Source organism: Actinoallomurus sp. NPDC050550, from assembly GCF_040655075.1.
In the GTDB taxonomy this organism is placed as follows: domain Bacteria; phylum Actinomycetota; class Actinomycetes; order Streptosporangiales; family Streptosporangiaceae; genus Actinoallomurus.
Map to the genome: position 1 here is coordinate 25832 of NZ_JBFAJC010000080.1, position 19557 is coordinate 45388.

The 19557-nt window shown below is 70.7% G+C and carries 18 protein-coding genes; 11 read left to right on the forward strand and 7 right to left on the reverse strand.

Translation table 11 applies throughout. The annotated features are described in order from the left end of the window. The first annotated feature begins 260 nt into the window (after positions 1–260). From AB0I04_RS50905 to AB0I04_RS50925, 5 genes are all read left to right on the forward strand, one after another. Positions 261–1667, forward strand: coding sequence for an NCS2 family permease (locus AB0I04_RS50905; protein WP_360902720.1), 1407 nt, complete (start codon positions 261–263; stop codon positions 1665–1667). Between the two features lie 247 nt (positions 1668–1914). Continuing rightward, positions 1915–3384 (forward strand): potassium/proton antiporter, encoded by a 1470-nt coding sequence (locus AB0I04_RS50910; protein ID WP_360902723.1) that lies wholly within the window; start codon positions 1915–1917, stop codon positions 3382–3384. Between the two features lie 99 nt (positions 3385–3483). Further along, on the forward strand, positions 3484–4599 hold the full coding sequence (gene ald, locus AB0I04_RS50915; protein WP_360902726.1) for an alanine dehydrogenase: 1116 nt from the start codon (positions 3484–3486) through the stop codon (positions 4597–4599). Between the two features lie 96 nt (positions 4600–4695). Next, positions 4696–5268, forward strand: a complete 573-nt coding sequence (locus AB0I04_RS50920; RefSeq protein ID WP_360902729.1) for a histidine phosphatase family protein — start codon at positions 4696–4698, stop codon at positions 5266–5268. Between the two features lie 201 nt (positions 5269–5469). Then, entirely contained in the window at positions 5470–6156 is a 687-nt protein-coding gene (locus tag AB0I04_RS50925) for an alpha/beta hydrolase (RefSeq protein ID WP_360902732.1), read from the forward strand. Between the two features lie 2 nt (positions 6157–6158). On the opposite strand, the gene AB0I04_RS50930 is transcribed toward AB0I04_RS50925, so the two are convergent. From AB0I04_RS50930 to ggt, 3 genes are all read right to left on the reverse strand, one after another. Continuing rightward, complete coding sequence (locus AB0I04_RS50930; protein WP_360902735.1) at positions 6159–6998, reverse strand: oxygenase MpaB family protein; 840 nt, start codon at positions 6996–6998, stop codon at positions 6159–6161. A 263-nt stretch (positions 6999–7261) separates the two neighbouring features. Next, on the reverse strand, positions 7262–7585 hold the full coding sequence (gene cutA, locus AB0I04_RS50935) for a divalent-cation tolerance protein CutA (protein ID WP_345443535.1): 324 nt from the start codon (positions 7583–7585) through the stop codon (positions 7262–7264). A gap of 130 nt (positions 7586–7715) precedes the next feature. After that, entirely contained in the window at positions 7716–9536 is a 1821-nt protein-coding gene (ggt, locus tag AB0I04_RS50940) for a gamma-glutamyltransferase (RefSeq protein WP_360902738.1), read from the reverse strand. A 224-nt stretch (positions 9537–9760) separates the two neighbouring features. On the opposite strand from ggt, the gene AB0I04_RS50945 reads away from it, so the two are divergent. The 4 genes from AB0I04_RS50945 (at position 9761) to AB0I04_RS50960 (ending at position 14263) form a co-directional block, all read left to right on the forward strand. Further along, positions 9761–11332, forward strand: a complete 1572-nt coding sequence (locus AB0I04_RS50945; protein ID WP_360902741.1) for an amino acid permease — start codon at positions 9761–9763, stop codon at positions 11330–11332. 45 nt (positions 11333–11377) lie between these two features. Further along, complete coding sequence (locus tag AB0I04_RS50950; RefSeq protein ID WP_360902744.1) at positions 11378–12535, forward strand: MFS transporter; 1158 nt, start codon at positions 11378–11380, stop codon at positions 12533–12535. 121 nt (positions 12536–12656) lie between these two features. Beyond that, positions 12657–13199 (forward strand): sigma-70 family RNA polymerase sigma factor, encoded by a 543-nt coding sequence (locus AB0I04_RS50955; protein WP_360902746.1) that lies wholly within the window; start codon positions 12657–12659, stop codon positions 13197–13199. Further along, positions 13199–14263 carry a CU044_5270 family protein gene (locus tag AB0I04_RS50960; protein ID WP_360902749.1) on the forward strand — a complete coding sequence of 355 codons (1065 nt, stop codon included), beginning with the start codon at positions 13199–13201 and terminating at the stop codon, positions 14261–14263. Before AB0I04_RS50955 ends, AB0I04_RS50960 begins: the two co-directional genes overlap by 1 nt. 72 nt (positions 14264–14335) lie before the next feature. Here the strand turns inward: AB0I04_RS50960 and AB0I04_RS50965 are convergent, their stop codons facing one another. The 3 genes from AB0I04_RS50965 to AB0I04_RS50975 all read right to left on the reverse strand — a co-directional run bounded on the left by AB0I04_RS50965 (position 14336) and on the right by AB0I04_RS50975 (position 17215). Then, positions 14336–15028, reverse strand: a complete 693-nt coding sequence (locus AB0I04_RS50965; protein ID WP_360902752.1) for an L-2-amino-thiazoline-4-carboxylic acid hydrolase — start codon at positions 15026–15028, stop codon at positions 14336–14338. Between the two features lie 184 nt (positions 15029–15212). Then, a complete protein-coding gene (locus AB0I04_RS50970; RefSeq protein WP_360902755.1) occupies positions 15213–16721 on the reverse strand; it encodes a PH domain-containing protein in 1509 nt (502 codons plus the stop codon). Continuing rightward, complete coding sequence (locus AB0I04_RS50975; protein WP_360902758.1) at positions 16718–17215, reverse strand: PH domain-containing protein; 498 nt, start codon at positions 17213–17215, stop codon at positions 16718–16720. The genes AB0I04_RS50970 and AB0I04_RS50975 overlap by 4 nt, the downstream gene beginning before the upstream one ends. 184 nt (positions 17216–17399) lie before the next feature. Between AB0I04_RS50975 and AB0I04_RS50980 the strand changes: the two genes are divergently transcribed. Together AB0I04_RS50980 and AB0I04_RS50985 are read left to right on the forward strand one after the other, a co-directional pair. Then, the gene (locus tag AB0I04_RS50980; protein WP_360902761.1) at positions 17400–18248 is read left to right on the forward strand and encodes a siderophore-interacting protein; all 849 of its coding nucleotides are present in this window, start codon (positions 17400–17402) and stop codon (positions 18246–18248) included. Between the two features lie 181 nt (positions 18249–18429). After that, complete coding sequence (locus AB0I04_RS50985) at positions 18430–19278, forward strand: helix-turn-helix transcriptional regulator (RefSeq protein WP_360902764.1); 849 nt, start codon at positions 18430–18432, stop codon at positions 19276–19278. Positions 19279–19356: 78 nt separating this feature from the next. Here AB0I04_RS50985 and AB0I04_RS50990 read toward each other — a convergent pair. Continuing rightward, positions 19357–19557, reverse strand: a 201-nt coding sequence (locus AB0I04_RS50990; RefSeq protein WP_360902767.1) for a Scr1 family TA system antitoxin-like transcriptional regulator, incomplete at its 5' end; no start/stop codon positions are given.

A 19557-nucleotide genomic window follows, 5' to 3' on the forward strand; every position in this document is an offset into this window, starting at 1 on the left:
GAGCGGGCGGGTGCCGCACCCTACCGGCCGTCCGGCCTGCGAGGGGGTGTCCGGTGGATCCCTGTCCGGCTGCGCGGCGAACAAGACCCACCGGACACCCCCTGGGGGATCCGTAACTCGCATACCGATGAGTCCGGAAGACGACGTCAACGACTAGTCTTCCGACGTCACCCCTGCGGCCCACGACTCGTGCGATCCCGTTCATGATCGATTCGTCGGAGGCCGTGCTGAGTCGCGACCCCTGCGAAACGGAGCCCCGAATGACGACGCGGCTGGAGGCCGGAGGTCCCCTCGACCGCTTCTTCGACCTGACCGCACGCCGGACCACGGTGGCGCGCGAGGTGCGCGGCGGCATCACCACGTTCGTGGCGATGGCCTACATCATCCTGCTGAACCCCATCATCCTCGGCGGAGCGGAGGATGTGACCCACGCGCACCTGTCGATCCCCCAGCTGACCACCATGACCGCGCTGTCGGCAGCGATCTCCACCCTCATCATGGGCCTGGTCGGCAACGCGCCGCTGGCCCTCGCGTCCGGGCTGGGCATCAACGCGGTCGTCGCCTTCCAGGCCGCTCCGCACATGACCTGGCCGCAGGCCATGGGCCTCGTCGTGCTCGAGGGCGTGGTCATCGTGATCCTGGCCGTCACCGGGTTCCGCGAACGGATCATGAACGCCATCCCCTTGGCGCTCAAGCACGCCATCGCCGCGGGCATCGGCGCCTTCATCGCCCTGATCGGCATGGTCGACTCCGGCTTCGTCGGCAAGGGCGACGGCACTCCCCTGACCCTCGGCTCGGGCGGCCACCTCGCGGGCTGGCCGGTCGTCGTGTTCGTCATCGGCCTACTGCTGATGATCGTGCTGTACGTCCGCCGCGTCCCCGGAGCGATCCTGCTGAGCATCGCGGTCGCCACTGTGCTCGCCATCGTCATCAACAGCAACGCCACGATCGCCGCCAAGGCGTGGGGCACGGTCGTACCGAAGCTGCCCTCCAAGCTCGTCTCGACCCCCGACTTCGGGCTGCTGGGCAAGGTCGACCTCTTCGGCGGCTTCGGCCGGGCCGGCGTGCTCACGGCCCTCGTCGTACTGTTCACCCTCGTGCTGAGCGGCTTCTTCGACGCGATGGGCACGATCCTCGGGCTCACCGAGGAGGCCGGGCTGCTCGACGAGCAGGGACACGTGCCGCGGCTGGGGCGCATCCTCGCCGTGGACGGCACGTCGGCGATGATCGGCGGTCTCACCAGTTCCTCCGCCGGCACCGTGTTCGTCGAGTCGGCGGCGGGCATCGGCGAGGGCGCCCGCACAGGGCTGGCCAACATCGTCACCGGGCTCCTCTTCACCGCGACGCTGTTCCTCACCCCGATCGCGGCCGTGGTGCCGGCGCAGGCCGCCGCGCCCGCGCTCGTGATCGTCGGCGCCCTGATGATGACCCAGGTCGCCAAGATCGGCTGGTCCGACCTGGACATCGCGATCCCGGCCTTCGTCGCGATCGTGATGATGCCCTTCACGTACTCCATCACCAACGGCGTCGGCGCGGGCGTCATCGCCTACACCCTCATCCAGACCGCCCGCGGCCGGTGGGCCGGCTGGCTGCTGTGGCTCATCTCGGTCGTCTTCGTCGCCTACTTCGGCATCAACGTGATCGAGCGGATCTTCGGCATCTCCTGACGCCGCGTCCGACGGCCCCGGGAGCCGCTGGCGTCCGGGGCGGCCAGGCACGCGACGTACGGGGCCACAAGGACGCCGCGCACCCGGCGGATCACCGGTGCGCGGCCCGAGGAGCGCGGCGCACCGGCCGACATCGCGCGCGTGGCCGCATCCCGCGTCGCGTATGGATACCGTTAAGACCTAGGTGTGCCGGGAAGTCTGGTCGGCTCTGTCTTTGTCGTCCCCTTTTTAGGAAGAGGCAGCCGCCGTGGCAGACGTCGAAGCGTTCGGGCTCGCCGTTCTCGTGACCGCACTCATCGGCACGGTGGCCGTGCTGTCCAACCGGTTCAGCGAACGCGCCCGGATCCCGGCACCGGCGATCTTCCTGGTGTGCGCGGCGATCGCCTCCGACCTGTGGCCTCGTCTCGGCTCGGTCTCCCTGCCGACGATCGAGAAGGTCGTCACCGTGGCGCTCGCCGTGATCCTCTTCGACGGCGGCATGCACATCGGCCGACGCCGTTTCCGTTCCGCGGCCGCCGCCACGGTCTGGATCGGCGTCGCCGGGACGCTCATCACCACCGCGGCCCTCGCCCTGCTCGCCCATTACGCGTTCGGCATGGACTGGCGCCTGGCCATGCTGCTCGGCACCGCCCTCGCCCCGACCGACCCGGCCGTGGTCTTCTCCGTGCTGGGCCGCCGGGAGATCGCCGGGCGCACCGGCACCCTCCTGGAGGGAGAGTCCGGGGCCAACGATCCGGTCGGCATCGCCCTGCTCGTCGCCGTGCTCGGCGCGACCGGCGGCGGACTGTCGGCGGTCGGCCATGTCACGGTCGCGTTCCTCCAGCAGATGGTGATCGGGGGCGCCGTCGGAGTCGCGGGCGGAATGCTCCTGCTGGCCTTCATGCGGCGCGTCCCGCTCCCCAGTGAGGGCCTGTACGCGCTGCGGGTGCTGTTCGGCGCGCTGGTGATCTACGGGCTGGCGACCGTCGCGCACGGTTCGGGCTTCCTCGCCGTCTTCGCGGCCGGCATCCTGCTCGGCGACGAGCGCGCCCCGTACAAGAGAGAGATCGAGCGGTTCCACTCGTCGCTGGCGAGCCTCGCCGAGATCGTCGCCTTCATCATGCTCGGCCTCACGATCAGTCTGCGCGGCCTCGGTGACGGTGGAGCGTGGTGGATCGGCCTCATCATCGCCGCCGCGCTGGCCTTCGTGATCCGGCCGGTGTTCGTCGGGCTCCTGCTGTGGCCGGTGCGCCTGCGGCGGAGCGAGCGGATCTTCGTACTGTGGACCGGGCTGAAGGGAGCGGTGCCGATCCTGCTCGGCCTGTTCATCCTGCAGGAGGGACTGCCCGGCGTCCGGCGCGCCTACGAGATCATCTTCGTGGTGGTCGCGTTCTCGGTGACCGTCCAGGGCGGTCTGGTGCCGGAGCTCGCCCGCCGGCTGCGCATTCCCCTGCGCGTCGTCGAGCCCGAGCCGTGGAGCCTGGGCGTACGGTTCCAGGAGGAGCCGGAGGGCCTGCACCGATACCAGGTAAGGGCGGGCTCGGCCGCCGACGGCATGACCGTCGACGAACTGCCCTGCGGCGAGGACGTCTGGGTCAGCTTCGTCATCCGGGGCGGCCGCCTGGTCCCGGTGCGCGCCGACACGCTCATGCGGGCGGGAGACGAGGTGCTCGTCCTGGCCCCCGACACCCCGGACCTGGAGGCCGTCTTCACCCGCCGGCGGGACTCGGCGAGCTGACAGTGTGTCAGCATCCTTGGCGATGCGGATACAGATTGATGCCGCCTCTGCGGCCGTCGCGCGGTCACTCTTAGGGGAGAAGCACCCTGAGGAGGAAACGTGAAGGTCGCCGTACCCCGCGAGATAAAGAACCACGAATACCGCGTGGCCATCACGCCCGCAGGCGTGCACGAACTGGTCCGGCACGGCCACGACGTCCTCATCGAGCGCGGAGCCGGCGCCGGCTCGTCGATTCCGGACGAGGACTTCATCGGCGCCGGGGCCAAGATCCTTGAGACGGCCGACGACGTGTGGGCGGCCGGCGACCTGATCCTCAAGGTCAAGGAGCCCATCGCCGACGAGTACCACCGGATGCGGAAGGGCCAGACGCTCTTCACCTACCTGCACCTGGCGGCCTCGCGCGCGTGCACCCAGGCCCTGCTCGACGCCGGCGTCACCTCCATCGCGTACGAGACCGTCCAGCTGCCGAACCGGTCGCTGCCGCTGCTCGCGCCGATGTCGGAGGTCGCGGGCCGGCTCGCGCCGCAGGTCGGCGCGTACAACCTGATGCGCTTCAACGGCGGACGCGGCGTGCTCCCCGGCGGGGTTCCCGGCGTCGCCCCGGCGAAGGTCGTCGTGATCGGCGGCGGGGTCTCCGGGCTGAACGCCGCCCAGATCGCCGTCGGGATGGGCGCGGACGTCACCGTGATGGACGTCAACGTCGACCGGCTCCGGCACATCGACGCGATCTACCAGGGCCGGCTGAAGACGCTGGTGTCGAGCGCGTACGCGATCGAGCAGGAGGCGCTCGGCGCCGACCTGGTCATCGGCGCGGTGCTGATCCCCGGCGCCAAGGCCCCGACGCTGATCTCGAACGAGCTGGTGTCCCGGATGAAGCCGGGTTCGGTGCTCGTGGACATCGCGATCGACCAGGGCGGCTGCTTCGAGGACTCCCACCCCACGACGCACGCCGACCCGACCTACAAGGTCCACGAGTCGGTCTTCTACTGCGTCGCCAACATGCCGGGCTCGGTGCCGAACACCTCGACGTACGCGCTGACGAACGTCACGCTCCCCTACGCCGTCGCGCTCGCCGACAAGGGCTGGCGTACGGCGCTGCGGGACGACCACGCGCTGGCGCTCGGCCTCAGCACCCACGACGGCGCACTGGTCAGCGAGCCGGTCGCCGAGGCGCACGGCCTCCAGGCGACCGCGCTGGAGGACCTGCTCGCCTGACGGCGTCGACACGAGCGCCCCGGCGGCCGCCGGGGCGCTCGTGCGCTCGCCGAGGCGGGTCAGAGCGCCCGTTCCGCGTCCCGTATCGTGCCACCCATGGGGGAATTGATCCTGCTGCGACACGGTGAGACTGAATGGAGCCGCACCGGAAGGCACACCGGCCGCACCGACGTCGCCCTGACCCCGCGTGGCGAGGAGCAGGCCAAGGCGCTGGCGCCGCTCGTCGCCGCCCGGGACATCGCGCTGACCGTGACGAGCCCGGCCCAGCGCGCCCGGCGTACGGCCGAGCTGGCGGGACTGACCGGCACCGAGACCGACGACCGGCTCTGGGAGTGGGACTACGGCGCGTACGAGGGCCGCACCACGCCCGCGATCCGCGAGGAGCGTCCCGGCTGGTACCTGTGGACCGACGGGGTGCCGGAGGGAGAGACCGTCGACCAGGTCGGCGCCCGGGCGGACGCCGTCATCGAGCGCGTCCGGCCGTACCTCGCCGAGAGCGACGTCGCCCTCGTGGCGCACGGGCACGTGCTGCGGGTGCTGACGGCCCGGTACCTCGGCCTGCCGGCCGCCGACGGCCGCCTTTTCCGCCTCGACACCGGAACGATCTCCGCCCTGGGCGTCGAACACGAACGTCCCGTGATCAGCTCGTGGAACGTCCCCGCCCGGTAACCGCCCGCCTCGGTGCCGGGCACACGATTGCCGTCACCGTTGACTCCTTGCCGCCGGTGGCGCCGGGCAATTGACGGAGTTGCCGGAATTTGTGCGTCAACAGTGGCGGCAAAGCCCTGCGTCACCGGGGGCGCGTCGGCCGCAATACGCCCGAGGCGAACGCGGGATCGATCGTGCGTACTCGCGCCGTAGGCTCGCGCCGTGAACGATCGTCGTACGGCCGGCGTCGGTGACGTGCGCCTGGCCTACCAGGTCTACGGGGCGTCGGCGGCCCCTCCGGTCGTGCTGCTGCACGCGCTCGGCGAGGTCGGCTCGACCTGGCAGGAGACCGCGACGGGCCTCGCCGTCTCCCACCACGTATACGCGGTCGACCTGCGCGGGCACGGCGCGAGCGACCGGGCCGCCGCGTACTCCTTCGAGCTCATGCGCGATGACGTCGTGGCCCTCCTCGACGTCCTCGGGCTCGACCGGGTGACCCTCGTCGGGCACTCGATGGGCGCCACCGTGGCGTACCTGCTGGCCGGGAGGCACCCCGAACGCGTGGACCGCCTCGTCCTGGAAGAGCCGCCACCGCCGGTGCCCGCCGATCCGCCGAGGCACCTACCCGAGCACCCGGAGGAGACCGAGGCGTTCGACTGGGCGGCGGTGGACGCGATCTACCGGCAGCGCAACGATCCCGACCCGGCCTACTGGGACGTCGTGGCCGCGATCACCGCACCGACGCTGGTCGTCGCGGGCGGGCCGGGCAGCCCTCTCCCCCAGGACCAGATGGCAAGGCTCGCCGAGACGATCCCCGACCACCGGCTGGTGACCATCGACGCCGGGCACCTCGTCCACGAGGAGAGACCCGAGGAGTTCGCCGCCGCGCTCGCCGCCTTCCTCTCCTGAGCTCAGGAGGCGGCGGGAAGGTCGGCGGTCCCTTCCCGGGTCAGGCGGCGGGCTCTGCGGGCGTCGGGCGAGTAGATCCACTGCTCGGGCACCACCTGAGTGCCCCGGTACAGCGCCTTCAGCGTGGTCGTCGCCCACAGGTCCTCCAGCGGCGTGGCCGGCAGACCGTACATGCGGCGCGCCCAGCGCGGGAGGGTGGCCACGACGAGCGTCGCGATGCTCGGCGCGGCCAGTTTGAGCGGCAGCATCCGGCGCGGAACGGTCGGGTTGTACAGGCGCCGCAGGCCCTGCTTCGCCTCCTTGCACGCGTAGATCCTGGGCCGCATCTCCTCGTAGTACGCCCGCATCTCGGCGACCGAGGCGGGGATGTCGGCGGGGTCGAGACCGACGACGGCGCCGGATCGGCGCTGCTCGTCGACGAACGCGTCGGCCTCCTCAGGCGTCAGCGGGACACCGGCGCGCAGCGCGATGTCGAGGTAGGAGTCGACCTCGCCCATGTGGACCCAGAGGAGGTTCTCCGGCTCGTCGATCCGGAAGATCTCCCCGGTGACCGGGTGGTAGCCGGTCAGCTTGGAATGGAGGCGGCGCACCCGGCGGCCCGTCCGCTCGACCTCCTCGAGGGTGCCGTACGTGCGGACGCGGACGAACTCGATCGTGCGGCCCAGCCGCGACCAGGCCGCCCGGGGGTCCATGAGGTCGGAGTTCTGCGCGGTGCCCCACATGGACGGCGGGTGCAGTGCCTGCAGGATGAGCGCCCGGAAGCCGCCCACCATCTGGACCGGCTCCCCCATCACCTTCCAGGTCACCGAACCGGGGCCGAACAGCCCGTAGTCCTCGCTCATCGCCACCGCCTCGGGAGGTCCTGCCGGCGCGGTACAACTCGCGCCCTATGCAAGTAAATGATTATTTCCCCGGATCTAGGTTTTCACACGCCGTCGATGCGGCCGTCGAGCAGTCCGAGCAGGTGGGGGCAGTCGCGGAGCGGGGCGTCGCCGGGGCATTCACCGCGTGCTCCAGGGTCTCCACTGCGGCCTCCGCGCCGGCGATCCGCTCCCGGAGCACGGCTTCGACTTCACGGGGCCGTGAAGTGGCGACCCCGCGGCGGTCAGATCGTGGTCTGCTCGCGGACCCAGGCGAGGTAGTCGCCGCTGCCGGCGACGACCGGGGTCGCGATGATCTCCGGAGTGTCGTAGGAGTGCTGCTCGGTGATCTGCGCGGCCAGCGCCTCGAAGCGCTCGGCGGTGGTCTTGAACACCACCATCCACTCCTCGGCCGATTCGATCTCGCCCTCCCACCAGTAGGTGCTGGCGATGGGGCCGACGAGCTGGGCCGCGGCGGCGAGGCGCCCGGTGACCGCCGAGCGGGCGATCTCGGCCGCCTCCTGGCGTGAGTCGGTGGTCGTCGTCACCTGGACGTACGCCTCAGCCATCGACGGCTCCCTTCTCCGCTCGATCGTAGCCCCGGCCACCGCTCGCCTCCCGTAGTGATCACGTAATCATTCCGGAACGATCACGTGAGCGGCAGACGACACCGCCGGGTCGACGAGACGACCGGCGCGCTCATCGGCTCGGGCTGACGACCATCGCGCTGCCGCCGTGCCGGCGTACGGGTTCGGCGACGGCCTGGAGCCTGCCGCCGCCGAGGAACTCCACGCCGGCCGCCGCGCCGATCACGCCCGCGGGCGGGCCCGGGAACACCGCGAGGTCGTGCCCCTTGGCCTTGAGGGCGGCGCCGTACTGGTCGATGAAGGCCTGCTCGGCGAAGGTCTGCGCCGTGTTGCGCTGGGTGGCGCGCGGCGCGGCCACCGCCTGCGGCAGCGTCATGCCCAGGTCCACGCGGTTCAGCAGGATCTGCAGCACGGTGGTGATGATGGTGGATCCGCCCGGGGAGCCGACCGCGAGGAACGGCCGCCCGTTCTTCAGCACGATCGTGGGCGCCATACTGCTGCGCGGTCGCTTGCCCGCCGCTGGCAGGTTCGGGTCGGGGTAGCCCGCCGGGGTCGACGAGGTGAAGTCGAAGTCGGTCATCTCGTTGTTGAGGAGGAACCCGCGATGCGGCACGGTGATCCCGCTGCCGCCGAACTGCTCGAGCGTCAGCGTGTAGGAGACGACGTTGCCCCACCGGTCGGCGGTCACGAGATGGGTCGTCTGCGGTCCCTCGTACGGCAGGTTCTGGCCGGCGCCCTGCGGGGTCGCGCAGCCGTGGCCGTTCAGGTCGCCCGGCGGCACCGGGCTCTTGGCCGCCTCGTCCGGCTTGATGAGGCACGCCCGCGAACTGGCGAACCCGTCGGACAGCAGCGTCTTCAACGGAACGTCGACGTACGCCGGATCACCGACGTACGCGCCCCGGTCGGCGTAGGCGAGCCGGGATGCCTCGAGGTAGGTGTGCAGGGCCTGGACCGGGTCGTGGAGGTCGAACTGCTTCATGATGTTCAGCGCCTCGCCCACGGTCGAGCCACCCGAGGAGGGCGGGGCCATGCCGTAGACGTCCAGCCCCCGGTAGTTCACGTGGGTGGGAGCACGCCGCAGGGCGCGGTAGGCGGCGATGTCGGAGGTCTCCATGACGCCGGGCCGGATGTTGAGCGTGGTGGCCGGGTCGACGGGCGGCTTGCGCACCGTGCCGGAGATCTCGGTTCCGAGCGCGCCGCCGTAGAACCAGTCGACGCCGCGCCGGGCGATCTGGCGGTAGGTGTCGGCGAGGTCCGGGTTGCGGAAGGTCGATCCGACGGCCGGCGGTTTCCCGCCGGGCAGGAACAGCTCCCGCGTCGGCACGATGGCCTTGAACCGGTCGGCGTTGAGCGCCGTCTGGTCGTAGAACTCCTGGTCCACCGTGAAGCCGTGGTCGGCCACGCCGATCGCGGGCCGCAGCAGGCTGCCGAGGCTACGGCTGCCGAAGCGCCGCAGTGCGCTGTCCCACGTGGCAAGGGTGCCGGGCACACCGACCGACAGGCCGCTCGTCACGGCCTCGTTGAACGACAGCGGCTTGCCGGTCTTCGGGTCGATGAAGAAGTCCTTGGTCATCTTCGCCGGCCCGGTCTCCCGGCCGTCGATGGTGGAGACCTTGTGGGTCCGCGCGTCGTAGTAGGTGAAGAAGCCTCCGCCGCCGATCGCCGCGACGTACGGTTCGGTCACGCCGAGCATCGCCGCGGTGGCGACCGCCGCGTCCACCGCGTTGCCGCCGCGCCTCAGCACCTCGATGCCGGCTTTGGTCGCGTCGAGGTCGACGCTGGAGACCGCACCGCCGTATCCCACCGCGGTCGCCTGTTTCCCCTGGGGCGGGGCCGCAGCCAGATGCCCGGGCGCGGTGCGCGCCTCGGCCGGCGCGGTGAGGGTCGCCAAGGCAAGGGCGGCGAGCCCGAGAACGGCGTTTCTGCGGCGCATGGAGTTCTCCTGACCCACGGTGAACGCTTGCGCCCACCTTGCCATCCCGTCGCTCCCGCGACCAGACGATCGGCCGATCACGGCCGAACCACTCCGAGGTCTCAGATGTGCCGCTAAGTCGCCATGACCTTGTGATTTACCGTTTATTTGTACATCCTGGGGTGCTCTAGGACTTGTCGGGCGGTGCGGGCTCGGCCGGCCGGAGCAAAGGAGGACCAGACGAGTTGAGCGTCCAGGCGCCGTTCCGGAACAATCTGCTGCGCCGCCTCCCGGTCGAGGAAACCGTTAGCCCGCACTACGGTGGCCGCCACCGCCTCTCCCTGGTCTACAAGACGCGCGACCTGATCGTGCTGGGCCTCGGCGTGATGATCGGCGCCGGCATCTTCAAGATCGCCGGTGAGCAGGCCGCGAGCACGGCCGGTCCCGCCGTGATCGCCTCCTTCGTCGTCGCGGGCCTGGCCTGCCTGCTGTCCGCGCTGTCGTACGCCGAGCTGTCGTCCACGATGCCGGTCGCGGGCAGCGCCTACTCGTTCACCTACGTCGCCTTCGGCGAGATCTGGGCCTGGGTGATCGGCTGGGCGCTCATGCTGGAACTGCAGCTTGCCGCCGCCGTGGTCGGCCGGGCCTGGTCCCTGTACGCGACGCGGCTCATCACCGACCTCGGCACGCTCTCCGGCGTCTCCGCCATCCACGTGCCGTCGTTCCTGGCCGGAGTCGTCGGGCAGGAGACCGGCTTCGACCTGTTCGCCCTGCTGCTCCTCCTGGTCCTGGCCGTGGTCGTGGCAATCGGCGCGCGGCTCAGCCTCTACACGCTGTGGTTCATGGTGCTGGCCAAGGTCATCGCCATCGGGCTGGTCATCGCCGGCGGCCTGCTGTTCTTCCACCCGTCCAACCTCAAGCCGTTCGTGCCGCCCGCCCGGCCCGTCAGCGCGAGCGGCGACCGGACCGTCCTGGACGTGCTGATGGGCGGCGCTCCGCACGCGTTCGGGCTGTTCGGCATCTTCGCCGCCACCTCGGCGATCGCGTTCGCCTACATCGGCTTCGACCTGATCGCCACCGCGGCCGAGGAGACCCAGGACGCCTCCCGCCGCGTCCCCCGAGGAATGATCATCAGCCTGCTCATCACGATCGCCCTCTACATCGGCGTCGCGATCGCGATGGTGGGGATGGTCCCGTACTCCAAGCTCAACCCCTCCACGCCGCTGGCCAGCGCCTTCGCCGCCGTCGGCTCCAGCGCGATGGGCCTGGTCATCGACGTCGGCGCGGTCATCGGCCTGGCCACCGTCGTCCTCGTCGTCATGATCGCCCAGACCCGTGTCATCTTCGCGATGGCGCGCGACGGTCTGCTGCCCTCTCCCCTGGCCGTGATCAGCAGCCGGTACAAGGTACCGACCCGCGCCGCGCTGCTGGTCGGCTTCACGGCGATCGCGCTGTCCCAGGTCGACGTCTGGACCTTCGGGAAGATCAGCGTCCTCACGCTCCAGCAGATGATCGTGATCGGGACGCTGTTCGCCTTCCTGTTCGTGTCGGCCGGCGTGCTGGCGCTCCGCCGCAGCCGCCCGGACCTGCCGCGCGGCTTCCGGGTGCCCGCCGTTCCGGTGACGCCGATCCTGGCGATCGGCGCCACCGGCTGGCTGATGCTCAACCTGCACCTGCGTACCTGGGAGTACTTCGCGATCTGGATGGCGATCGGGCTCGCCGTCTACCTGCTGTACGGGCGGACCAACAGCCGCCTGCGCCACGTCCTCGACGGCCGCCCGGTCCGCGATCGCACCCACGGCCGCCACCGCCGCTGACCGGCCTGGCTGGTTTCCGTCACCCATGTCCGCGATCATTGCCTGGTGTCTGTGACGTCCGTTTCGATCGGTCCAACGCGCCGGGATCGCCTCGCCCGGGTCGCGGTCGCCGCCGTCTTCGCGCTGCACGGCATGGCGGCGGGAAGCTGGGCGGCCCGCATCCCGTGGGTCAAGGAGTCACGGCACCTGTCCTCCGCCGACCTGGGTCTGGCGCTCATGGGCGCGGCGATCGGCGGACTCAGCGCCATGCCGATCGCCGCGTGGCTGAGCGCGCGGGTCGACAGCCGCACCCTGACCCGCGCGATGGTCGTCGCCGTCGCGGTCACCCTGCCGCTGCCGGCGTTCGCGGTCGGCATGCCGTTGCTCTTCGGCGCACTGTTCCTGTTCGGCGCGGCCGGCGGCATTCTCGACGTGTCGATGAACGCCCAGGGCGTCACGGTCCAGGGACGCTACGGTCGCTCGATCATGTCCGGGCTGCACGGCCTGTGGAGCATCGGCGGGCTGATCGGCTCCGCGACCGCCGGCCTGGTCGCCCGGGCGGACATCGCGGCTCCGGCGCACCTGCTGGCCGTCGGCGTCGTCATCGCCGTCGTCGGCACCCTGTGCGGCACCCGGCTCATGCCCGCGCCGCCCTCGGCCCCCGGGAAGGTGTTCGCGCGGCCGGACCGCGCGCTGCTCGTACTCGGCGTGATCACCTTCTGCAGCCTGTTCGGGGAGGCCGCCGCAGCCGACTGGAGCGCGGTGTACCTCCGGACGGTCGCGCACGCGACCACGGACGTCGCCGCGTGGGGCTACGCCGGGTTCTCCCTGTCCATGGCCGCGGCCCGGCTGATCGGCGACCGTGTCGTCGAACGGCTCGGCGCTCCCCTGGTCGTCCGCGCGGCGGCCCTCATCGGCGCACTGGGCCTGGCCCTCGGACTCCTCGTACCGGTCACGCCGGTCGTCATCGTCGCCTTCATCCTGCTCGGGCTCGGCATGGCCACGGTCGTCCCGCTAACCTTCAGCGCCGCCGGCCGGACCCCCGGCCGGGACCCGGGCACGGCGGTCGCCGCCGTCGGGACGGTCGGGTACGGCGGCTGGATGATCGCCCCGCCGGTCATCGGCTTCGTGGCCCAGGCGACCTCGCTCACCACCGCACTCGCGCTCGTGGCGGTCATGACCGCCCTCATCGCCCTGCCCGCCCACGCCCTCCGCGAGGCCTGAGACCCGATCCGCGGCGGGACTTCGATCGCGTCGACCCTGCTCGTGCGGCCTCTCGCCGGCGTCCTGAGGATCGGCCCGGAGAACATTGCAAGGATCGCGCTCTTCGCGACACAAGCGTGATGTGTACCGAAAAGACACGCAGGCGCTTGAGGCGGTGCCGCCCGGCCCGGACGAGAGCCGGGCGCGCTTCATGACACTGTACGAACGCTGCTACGGCAGCATCGTGCGCTACGCATGGCGGCGGGTGGGCCCGGATCAGGCGGAGGACATCGCCAGCGAGACGTTCATCGTCGCCTGGCGGCGGATCGCCGACGTTCCACGCGACCATGAGCTGCCATGGCTGTACTCGGTCGCGCGGAAGGTCATCGCCAACAGGGCACGCCGAGAACAGCGCGACCGGGAGCTCAGCGACGCTCTGAGCGTGGAACCGGAATCCGACCACGCGGAGACCGTGACGAGTCGGCAGACGGCTATCACGGTGCTGCGCAGCCTGAGCGAGAAAGACCGCGAGCTGGCGCGTCTCGCCGCCTGGGAATGCCTGGACAGCCGGGAGATCAGCATCGTGCTGGGTTGCAGCCGCGCCACGGTGAACGTCCGTCTGCACCGCCTCCGCAAACGACTCGAGGGCCTGTTCGACAGCCACCAACGCGAGGAGGCACCCTGATGAATTCCGACATCGACGCCATCCGCACGCTGCTGAGCCCCCACGATCCGGCTGCGGGCGTCGACCCCGCCTTGTCCGGGGCATCATTGACGGCGATCCTCAACGACGCCCCTGGACCCGACTCGGTCCGGCGGCTCTGGGGGCGACGCGCCGTGATGTTCGCGGGGGCGGGCGTCGCCGCGGTCGCGATCGTCGGCGTTGCCGGAGTCGTGGTCCTGCCCGGGAATGGTGAGCCGGGGACGAAGGCGCGCGCGGCGACCCCGCCGTTGCTCGCCTATCACGACGGTGGGTCCACACGTGCCCGGGACGTGCTCCTGCGCCTGGCCGAGCGGGCCGAGCGTCAACCCGACACCGCCGGTACAGGTCGTTACGCCTATGTTCGGACCCGGAACTGGGCGCTCGACGATCAGGGAAACGCGAAGGGCGAGATCAGCAGTGCCGTCATCGCGATGACCTCCGAGCAGTGGCTGGCCGCCGACGGTTCGGGACGCCAACGTTACGAATGGGGCCCGCCGTACTTCCCGACCGAACGCGACCGCCGGTTGTGGGAGAAAACAGAAAAGGACGACGGCGGGATCGTCGCACCAGGCAAGGCCGATCACAGGTTCGGTCCGCACGGCATACCGTTCGGGCTGGCATGGAGCACGCTGTCCGATAACCCGGAGACCTTGCGGAAGCAACTGTATGCGGCGAATCCGAATTCAGACGAGGGGCAGGTGGAAAGACTCGTCGACATCGACCATCTCTACAGCGAACAACCCATCCGGCCCGCAGTCGCTGCCGCCGCGCTCCGGGTCGTCGCCGACATCCCTGGCCTGCACTATGACGGCACGACGACCGATCGGGCGGCGCGTGCCGGCGTCGCGGTCAGCGTCGAGTGGAACGGCTCGGACATCCCACAGCGATACACGTTGATTTTCGACCCGCATACCGGTCGACTGCTTGACAGCGAGCAAGTACTCACTCGGGCCGTCAAGGGATGGAATGTGAGAGTTCCCGCGGTAATCAGTTACACGGTGTTCCTAAAATCCTCCTTCACGAAGAGCCCTGAGCCACCTAAGTGATTTCGGTGGGCGGGGACCACCGGCCGGGGGCGGACGCCAAAGCGGCGGCCGCCCCCGGAACGGGATCGGGGCTCAGCCGTCGCCGGACTCGCGGGGGCGGGTCCGGATGAAGCGGAAGGGGCAGTGGGCGCCGCCCAGCCCGATCGTCGTGGTCCGCTCGAACCGGAAGCCGTGCCGGTCCGGATCGATCGCCTCGATCCAGTTCGTGTCGAACGCGCAGAGGGCGGGTGTCAGCTCCGCCGCAGAGTTGGCGGCGAGCACGTCATGGTAGAAGCAGCGGTGGATCTCCAGCAGGTACTCACGGTCGTCGTCGACCGGACGCTCGAACGTGAACGTCCGGCCGTACGCGTGCTCCTCCTGGGCCTTGCTGAGCTCCACCATCTCGCTGAAGGGGTCGGAGGCCGCGTCCAGCATCGCCAGCGTGCCCTCGCGGAGGACGGGGCCGAGCGGCTCGACGAGCGCCGCCCGTACCGCCTCGAAGGCCGCGTCGCGGCCCAGCCGCGGCAGCAGCGGCTCGTACGCCGCCACCACGGCCAGGGTGAGCCGGAGGTTGTGGCGCGAGGCCTCGTCGACGGCCATGGGGGCGTTCGCCGCCAGCAGTTCCGCGTGCCGGGCCCGCATGGCGGTGAGGAGCTCACCGGGCAGCGCGTGCTCCCGGAGCGTCGCGGCGATGTGGTCGAACAGGGCGTCGATGAGATCGTCGATCGCCCGCTCGGGGTCGTGGACGTTGCCGTCGCCGGTGAGCTCGAAGTGGTCGGTGGCCATGCCTGGTCCTTTCGGGACGGGCTCGGTCCCGAACACGGATCCGACGATGGCGAACATGCCGGACGTGCTCGCGACCGAGCGAGCACGCCGACGCACACCACCGACCGACCAGGCGCCGACGAACTTCACTGATTTCTGACGGCGCGATCATGGCACGGCCCGCGCGGGGCCGTCCAGTCGCGGCTCAGGGCTCCAGGAACGGCGTCAGCAGGCCGGGGAGCGCCTCTTCTGCGACGCGGAGGGCCTCGTTCAGGGGGACGTCCTGGACCTCCACCCGCTGCCGTCCCGCCGCGGTCGTCGCGACGAGCGTGGCCAGGCCGCTGCGCCGCTGGAAGAACGACCGGCGCAGATTCCAGCCGATGATCCCCTCACACGACAGCACGCTGCGGCGCCGGACGAGCGAGCCCCGGCGGCCGACGAGGGCGCCGTTCACGACGGCGTGGCCGAGGGCGTGCGCGCGGTCGGCGGCCACCAGGGCGGCGAGGGGTACCGGCACGATGGCCGCCTGCCACATCCACGCGGGCACCGCTCCGACGCCCCACAGGGCGAGGGCCGCCACGAGGATGAGGAGGGTGGCACCCAGCGCGCGGGAGAATCGGCGGCGCGTGGCGCGCGGGCCGTGCCCGGTCAGGGGCGCCGTGAACGGGGCGTCGTTCCGCATGACCGCGCCGGCCACCCGGAGCGCCTCGGGACACGGTGCGGGCGGCAGCAGCAGCGACCCGCCGCGCTCGGCGCCCCGTCCGACCCGCAGGCCGGTGGTGATGGCGATGCAGCGGGCGGCGCCCACCGCCCGAAGCAGCAGGGGCTCACTGAACTCGACGCCGCGCAGCCTCCGCTCCTCGATGGTGATCGAGCGGGTCGTGATGAGCCCGCGCGTGACATGGAGCGTTCCCGCGCTGCCCCGCGTGAGCCGGAAGCCGTGGAAGGCCAGGAGGTATCCCAGGGTGGAGGCGACCGCGACGACCACGAGCAGCGCGACCACGACGACGAGGACGTCCACGGCCAGCGGGGTCCGCTGGAAACGGTCCGCGAGCGCGCTGAGCGCGCCGATGCGCCGGGGGTCCACGTGCGCCTCGTTGAGCGAGCGCCACACGACCCCGGCGATGACGCCGACCGTGACGAACCCCGTCAGCGTGAACGGGCCGTACCGCAGCCATTCGGGCCGCATGCGCGCCAGGAGCGTCTCCCGGGGCGGCTCGGCCGCCCGAACGGCGGACGACGCCGCCGGAGCGCCGGTGTTCGCCCGGTGCAGGAGCTCCTCGCGCAGCCGGGCGGCCTCGGTGGCGTTCAGGGCGTCGAGCTTGACGCCCTCGTTCTTACGGTCGGTACGCCCCGTGCCGATCTCCACCTTGGCCAGGCCGAGTGACCGGTGCAGCGCGTGGGCGGTGACGTCGACCGTACGGATCCGGTCGCGCGGGACGGTCAGGACCTGCCGCCGGAGGAGCCCCTTGCGGACCTGGACCTGTTCGGCGGTCACGCGGTAGGTGGTGGTGAACCAGCGCAACAGCCCGCCGAGGATGACGAGGCCGGTGGCGATCAGGCTCCACCAGGACCCGTGCCCGCCGGCGCTTCCGGCGACCACCAGGCCGAGGAGTAGCGGCCAGGCCCGCAGCAGTTCCTGCACCGGATGGATCAGGAGCATGCGGGTGGACAGCCGCCGCCACTCGCCGGCGCCGGGCTCGATCGCCGTCATGTGGCGTCCGTACGGTCGGCGGCCGTGCCCTCGGTCAGCCGGTCGACGAGCCGCTCCGCCGTCTCCTGGTCGAGCCCGCGGATCTTCAGCGGGCCGGCCGCCGAAGCCGTGGTCACGGTGACGTTGGCGAGGCCGAACAGCTGCTCCACCGGTCCACGCTCACTGTCGACGGTCTGGATCCGGGAGATCGGGGCGATGCGCCGCTCCTGGTCGAACCAGCCGGACTGGGTGTAGACCGCCTCGAGGGTGACCTCCCAGCGGTGCACACGGAACCTCCACTGGGGCATGACGATGACGTGCGCTGCGCCGAGCACGCCGGTCAGGATCAGCCCGCCGACGTGCCACGAGGCGTCGCCGCCGTCGTTGATCAGCCAGACGACCTGGGCGGCGGCCACGAGCAGCCAGCCCGCCAGCGCGCGCACGGTCCAATAGCCGATCGCCTTCGGGCTGACCAGTTGTCGTGGCGGCCGGAGCCGCACTTCGGTTGACTCCACGGCAGGATCCTGGCAGAGCCGTCCTCTCCTCTATAGAGCGCCCTGTCCCCGATTTTCCATGACAGATGTCATCGAGAGCCTCTCGCGCTCCGGTTCGTACGAACGTGATGAGCGTCACGCAGGAGGTAGCGTCGGCAACGATATATCGGAATAAAGTTAGGCATGCCTAAGTGAGGAGCGACAGATGGCGAACGACAGACCGGCCGGGCGAGGCCGGCGTTTGAACCACGGACGCGTCCGCCGCGTCGAGTGGATCTCCCCGCACATGATCCGGGTGGTGATCGGCGGGGACGGCCTCGCCGGCTTCCCCGCCGGGTCGTACACCGATCACTACGTGAAGATCCTCTTTCCCGTGCCGGGCGTGACGTACCCCGAGCCGCTCGACATGGAGGCCGTACGGCGCGACCTCCCTCGGGACCAGTGGCCGCGGATACGCACGTACACCGTGCGCTCGTGGGACCCGGAGGCGGTGGAACTGACCATCGACTTCGTGCACCACGGCGACCGTGGCCTGGCCGGGCCGTGGGCCGCCCAGGCGAAGCCCGGCGACGAGGTGCTGTTCCAGGGCCCCGGCGGCGCGTACGCGCCGAGCGAGAAGGCCGACTGGCACCTGCTCGTCGGCGACGAGAGCGCCCTCCCGGCCATCGCGGCGTCGCTGGAGAGGATCCCGCAGGGCGTGCCCACGCGGGTCTTCGTCGAGGTGGCCGGCAAGGAGGACGAACTCCCGCTCGACACGCCGGGCGACGCCCGGATCGTGTGGCTGCACCGCGGCGACGGGCAGATCGGCGACGCCCTCGTCTCAGCCGTACAGGACCTGGAGTTCCCGCCGGGCGAGATCCACGCGTTCGTGCACGGCGAGGCGAACTTCGTCAAGCGGCTGCGGCGCCACCTGCGCGTCGATCGGGGACTCCCCCTCGAGCAGCTGTCCATCTCCGGGTACTGGCGTTGCGACACGGACGAGGACGGCTGGCAGGCGGGCAAACGCGAATGGAACCGCCGCATCGAGGAAGAAGAGGTCGCCGCGACCGCCTGAACAGGCCCGGACCGGCCGGAGGCCACCCCGACCCACGCGCGATTCACGCCATTCGCCCGTCATCCAGCGATATTTCGATCGCGGTTGGCCGTCAGGTCTGTTCACCAGTGGTCATCAATGGCAGACTCTGCCCGCATTGTGGTGATCGGAGGTGGGTACGGTGGCTGTCGCGGTGCATTCGGTGAGCAGGCCCACCGTCCGCCGCAGGATCGTGGGAGCGCAGCTGCGCCGCCTGCGCGAGGCGGCCGGGGTGGCCCGCAAGGAGGCCGCCGAGGCGATCCACGCCACCGAGAACAAGATCGGCCGCGTGGAGCAGGGCCGGGCCGGCCTCGACGAGGACGACATCGTCGCCCTGCTGAAGCTGTACGGCATCGATGACCGCGGCGAACGCGACGCCCTGCTCACCGTCGTCCGGGAGGCCAGCCGGCCGGGCTGGCTCCAGGCCTACAGCAACGCGATGCCCGCCTGGTTCCGCCCGTACGTCGACCTGGAAGAGGCCGCGCAGGTCATCCGGACGTACGAGGTGCAGTTCATCCCGGGCCTGCTGCAGACCCCGGAGTACACCCGCGCCGTCATCGCCCAGGGGATGTCCGATCCGCCGGCCGAGGAGATCGACCGGCGGGTCGAGCTGCGGATGCGCCGCCAGCGGATGCTCCACCAGTCGCATCCGCCCCGTCTGTGGGCGGTGATCGACGAGGCGGCGCTGTGGCGGCCGATCGGCGGCGTGGACGTCGCCCGCGCCCAGCTTCGCGCGCTGCACGAGTCGGCCCGGCGCGAGAACGTCACGGTGCAGGTCATGCCGTTCCGGGTGGGTGGTCACGCCGGCGAGGCCGGGGCGTTCACAATCCTGCGGTTCCCCGAGCCCGAGCTGCCCGACATCGCCTACATCGAACAGCTCACCGGCGCGATGTACCTCGAGAAGGACGACGACATGGACCACTACACCGCGGCGATGGAGCGCCTGTGCGTGCAGAGCGCCTCGCCGGAGGAGTCCATGGACCTGATCAGCAAGATCATCCGCGAACTCTGAGCCGAGCGCCGTTCGGGGCGCGGCAGATTAAAACGCGCGGGAAATCAGAACACGCGAGACATTAGAACGCGTGGGACATCAAAGGTCGCGGAGAATTTCGCCGAGGGTATCGCGGATGCGGGTGGCGGGCTCGGCGTCGATACACAACCGCTCCATCACCGCCAGATAATTGTCCACATCCTCACGCTTATCCAGATACAACGAACTCGTCAACTGCTCCAGATACACCACATCCGGCAAATCCGGCTCCGCGAACCGCAAAATACTGAACGGACCACC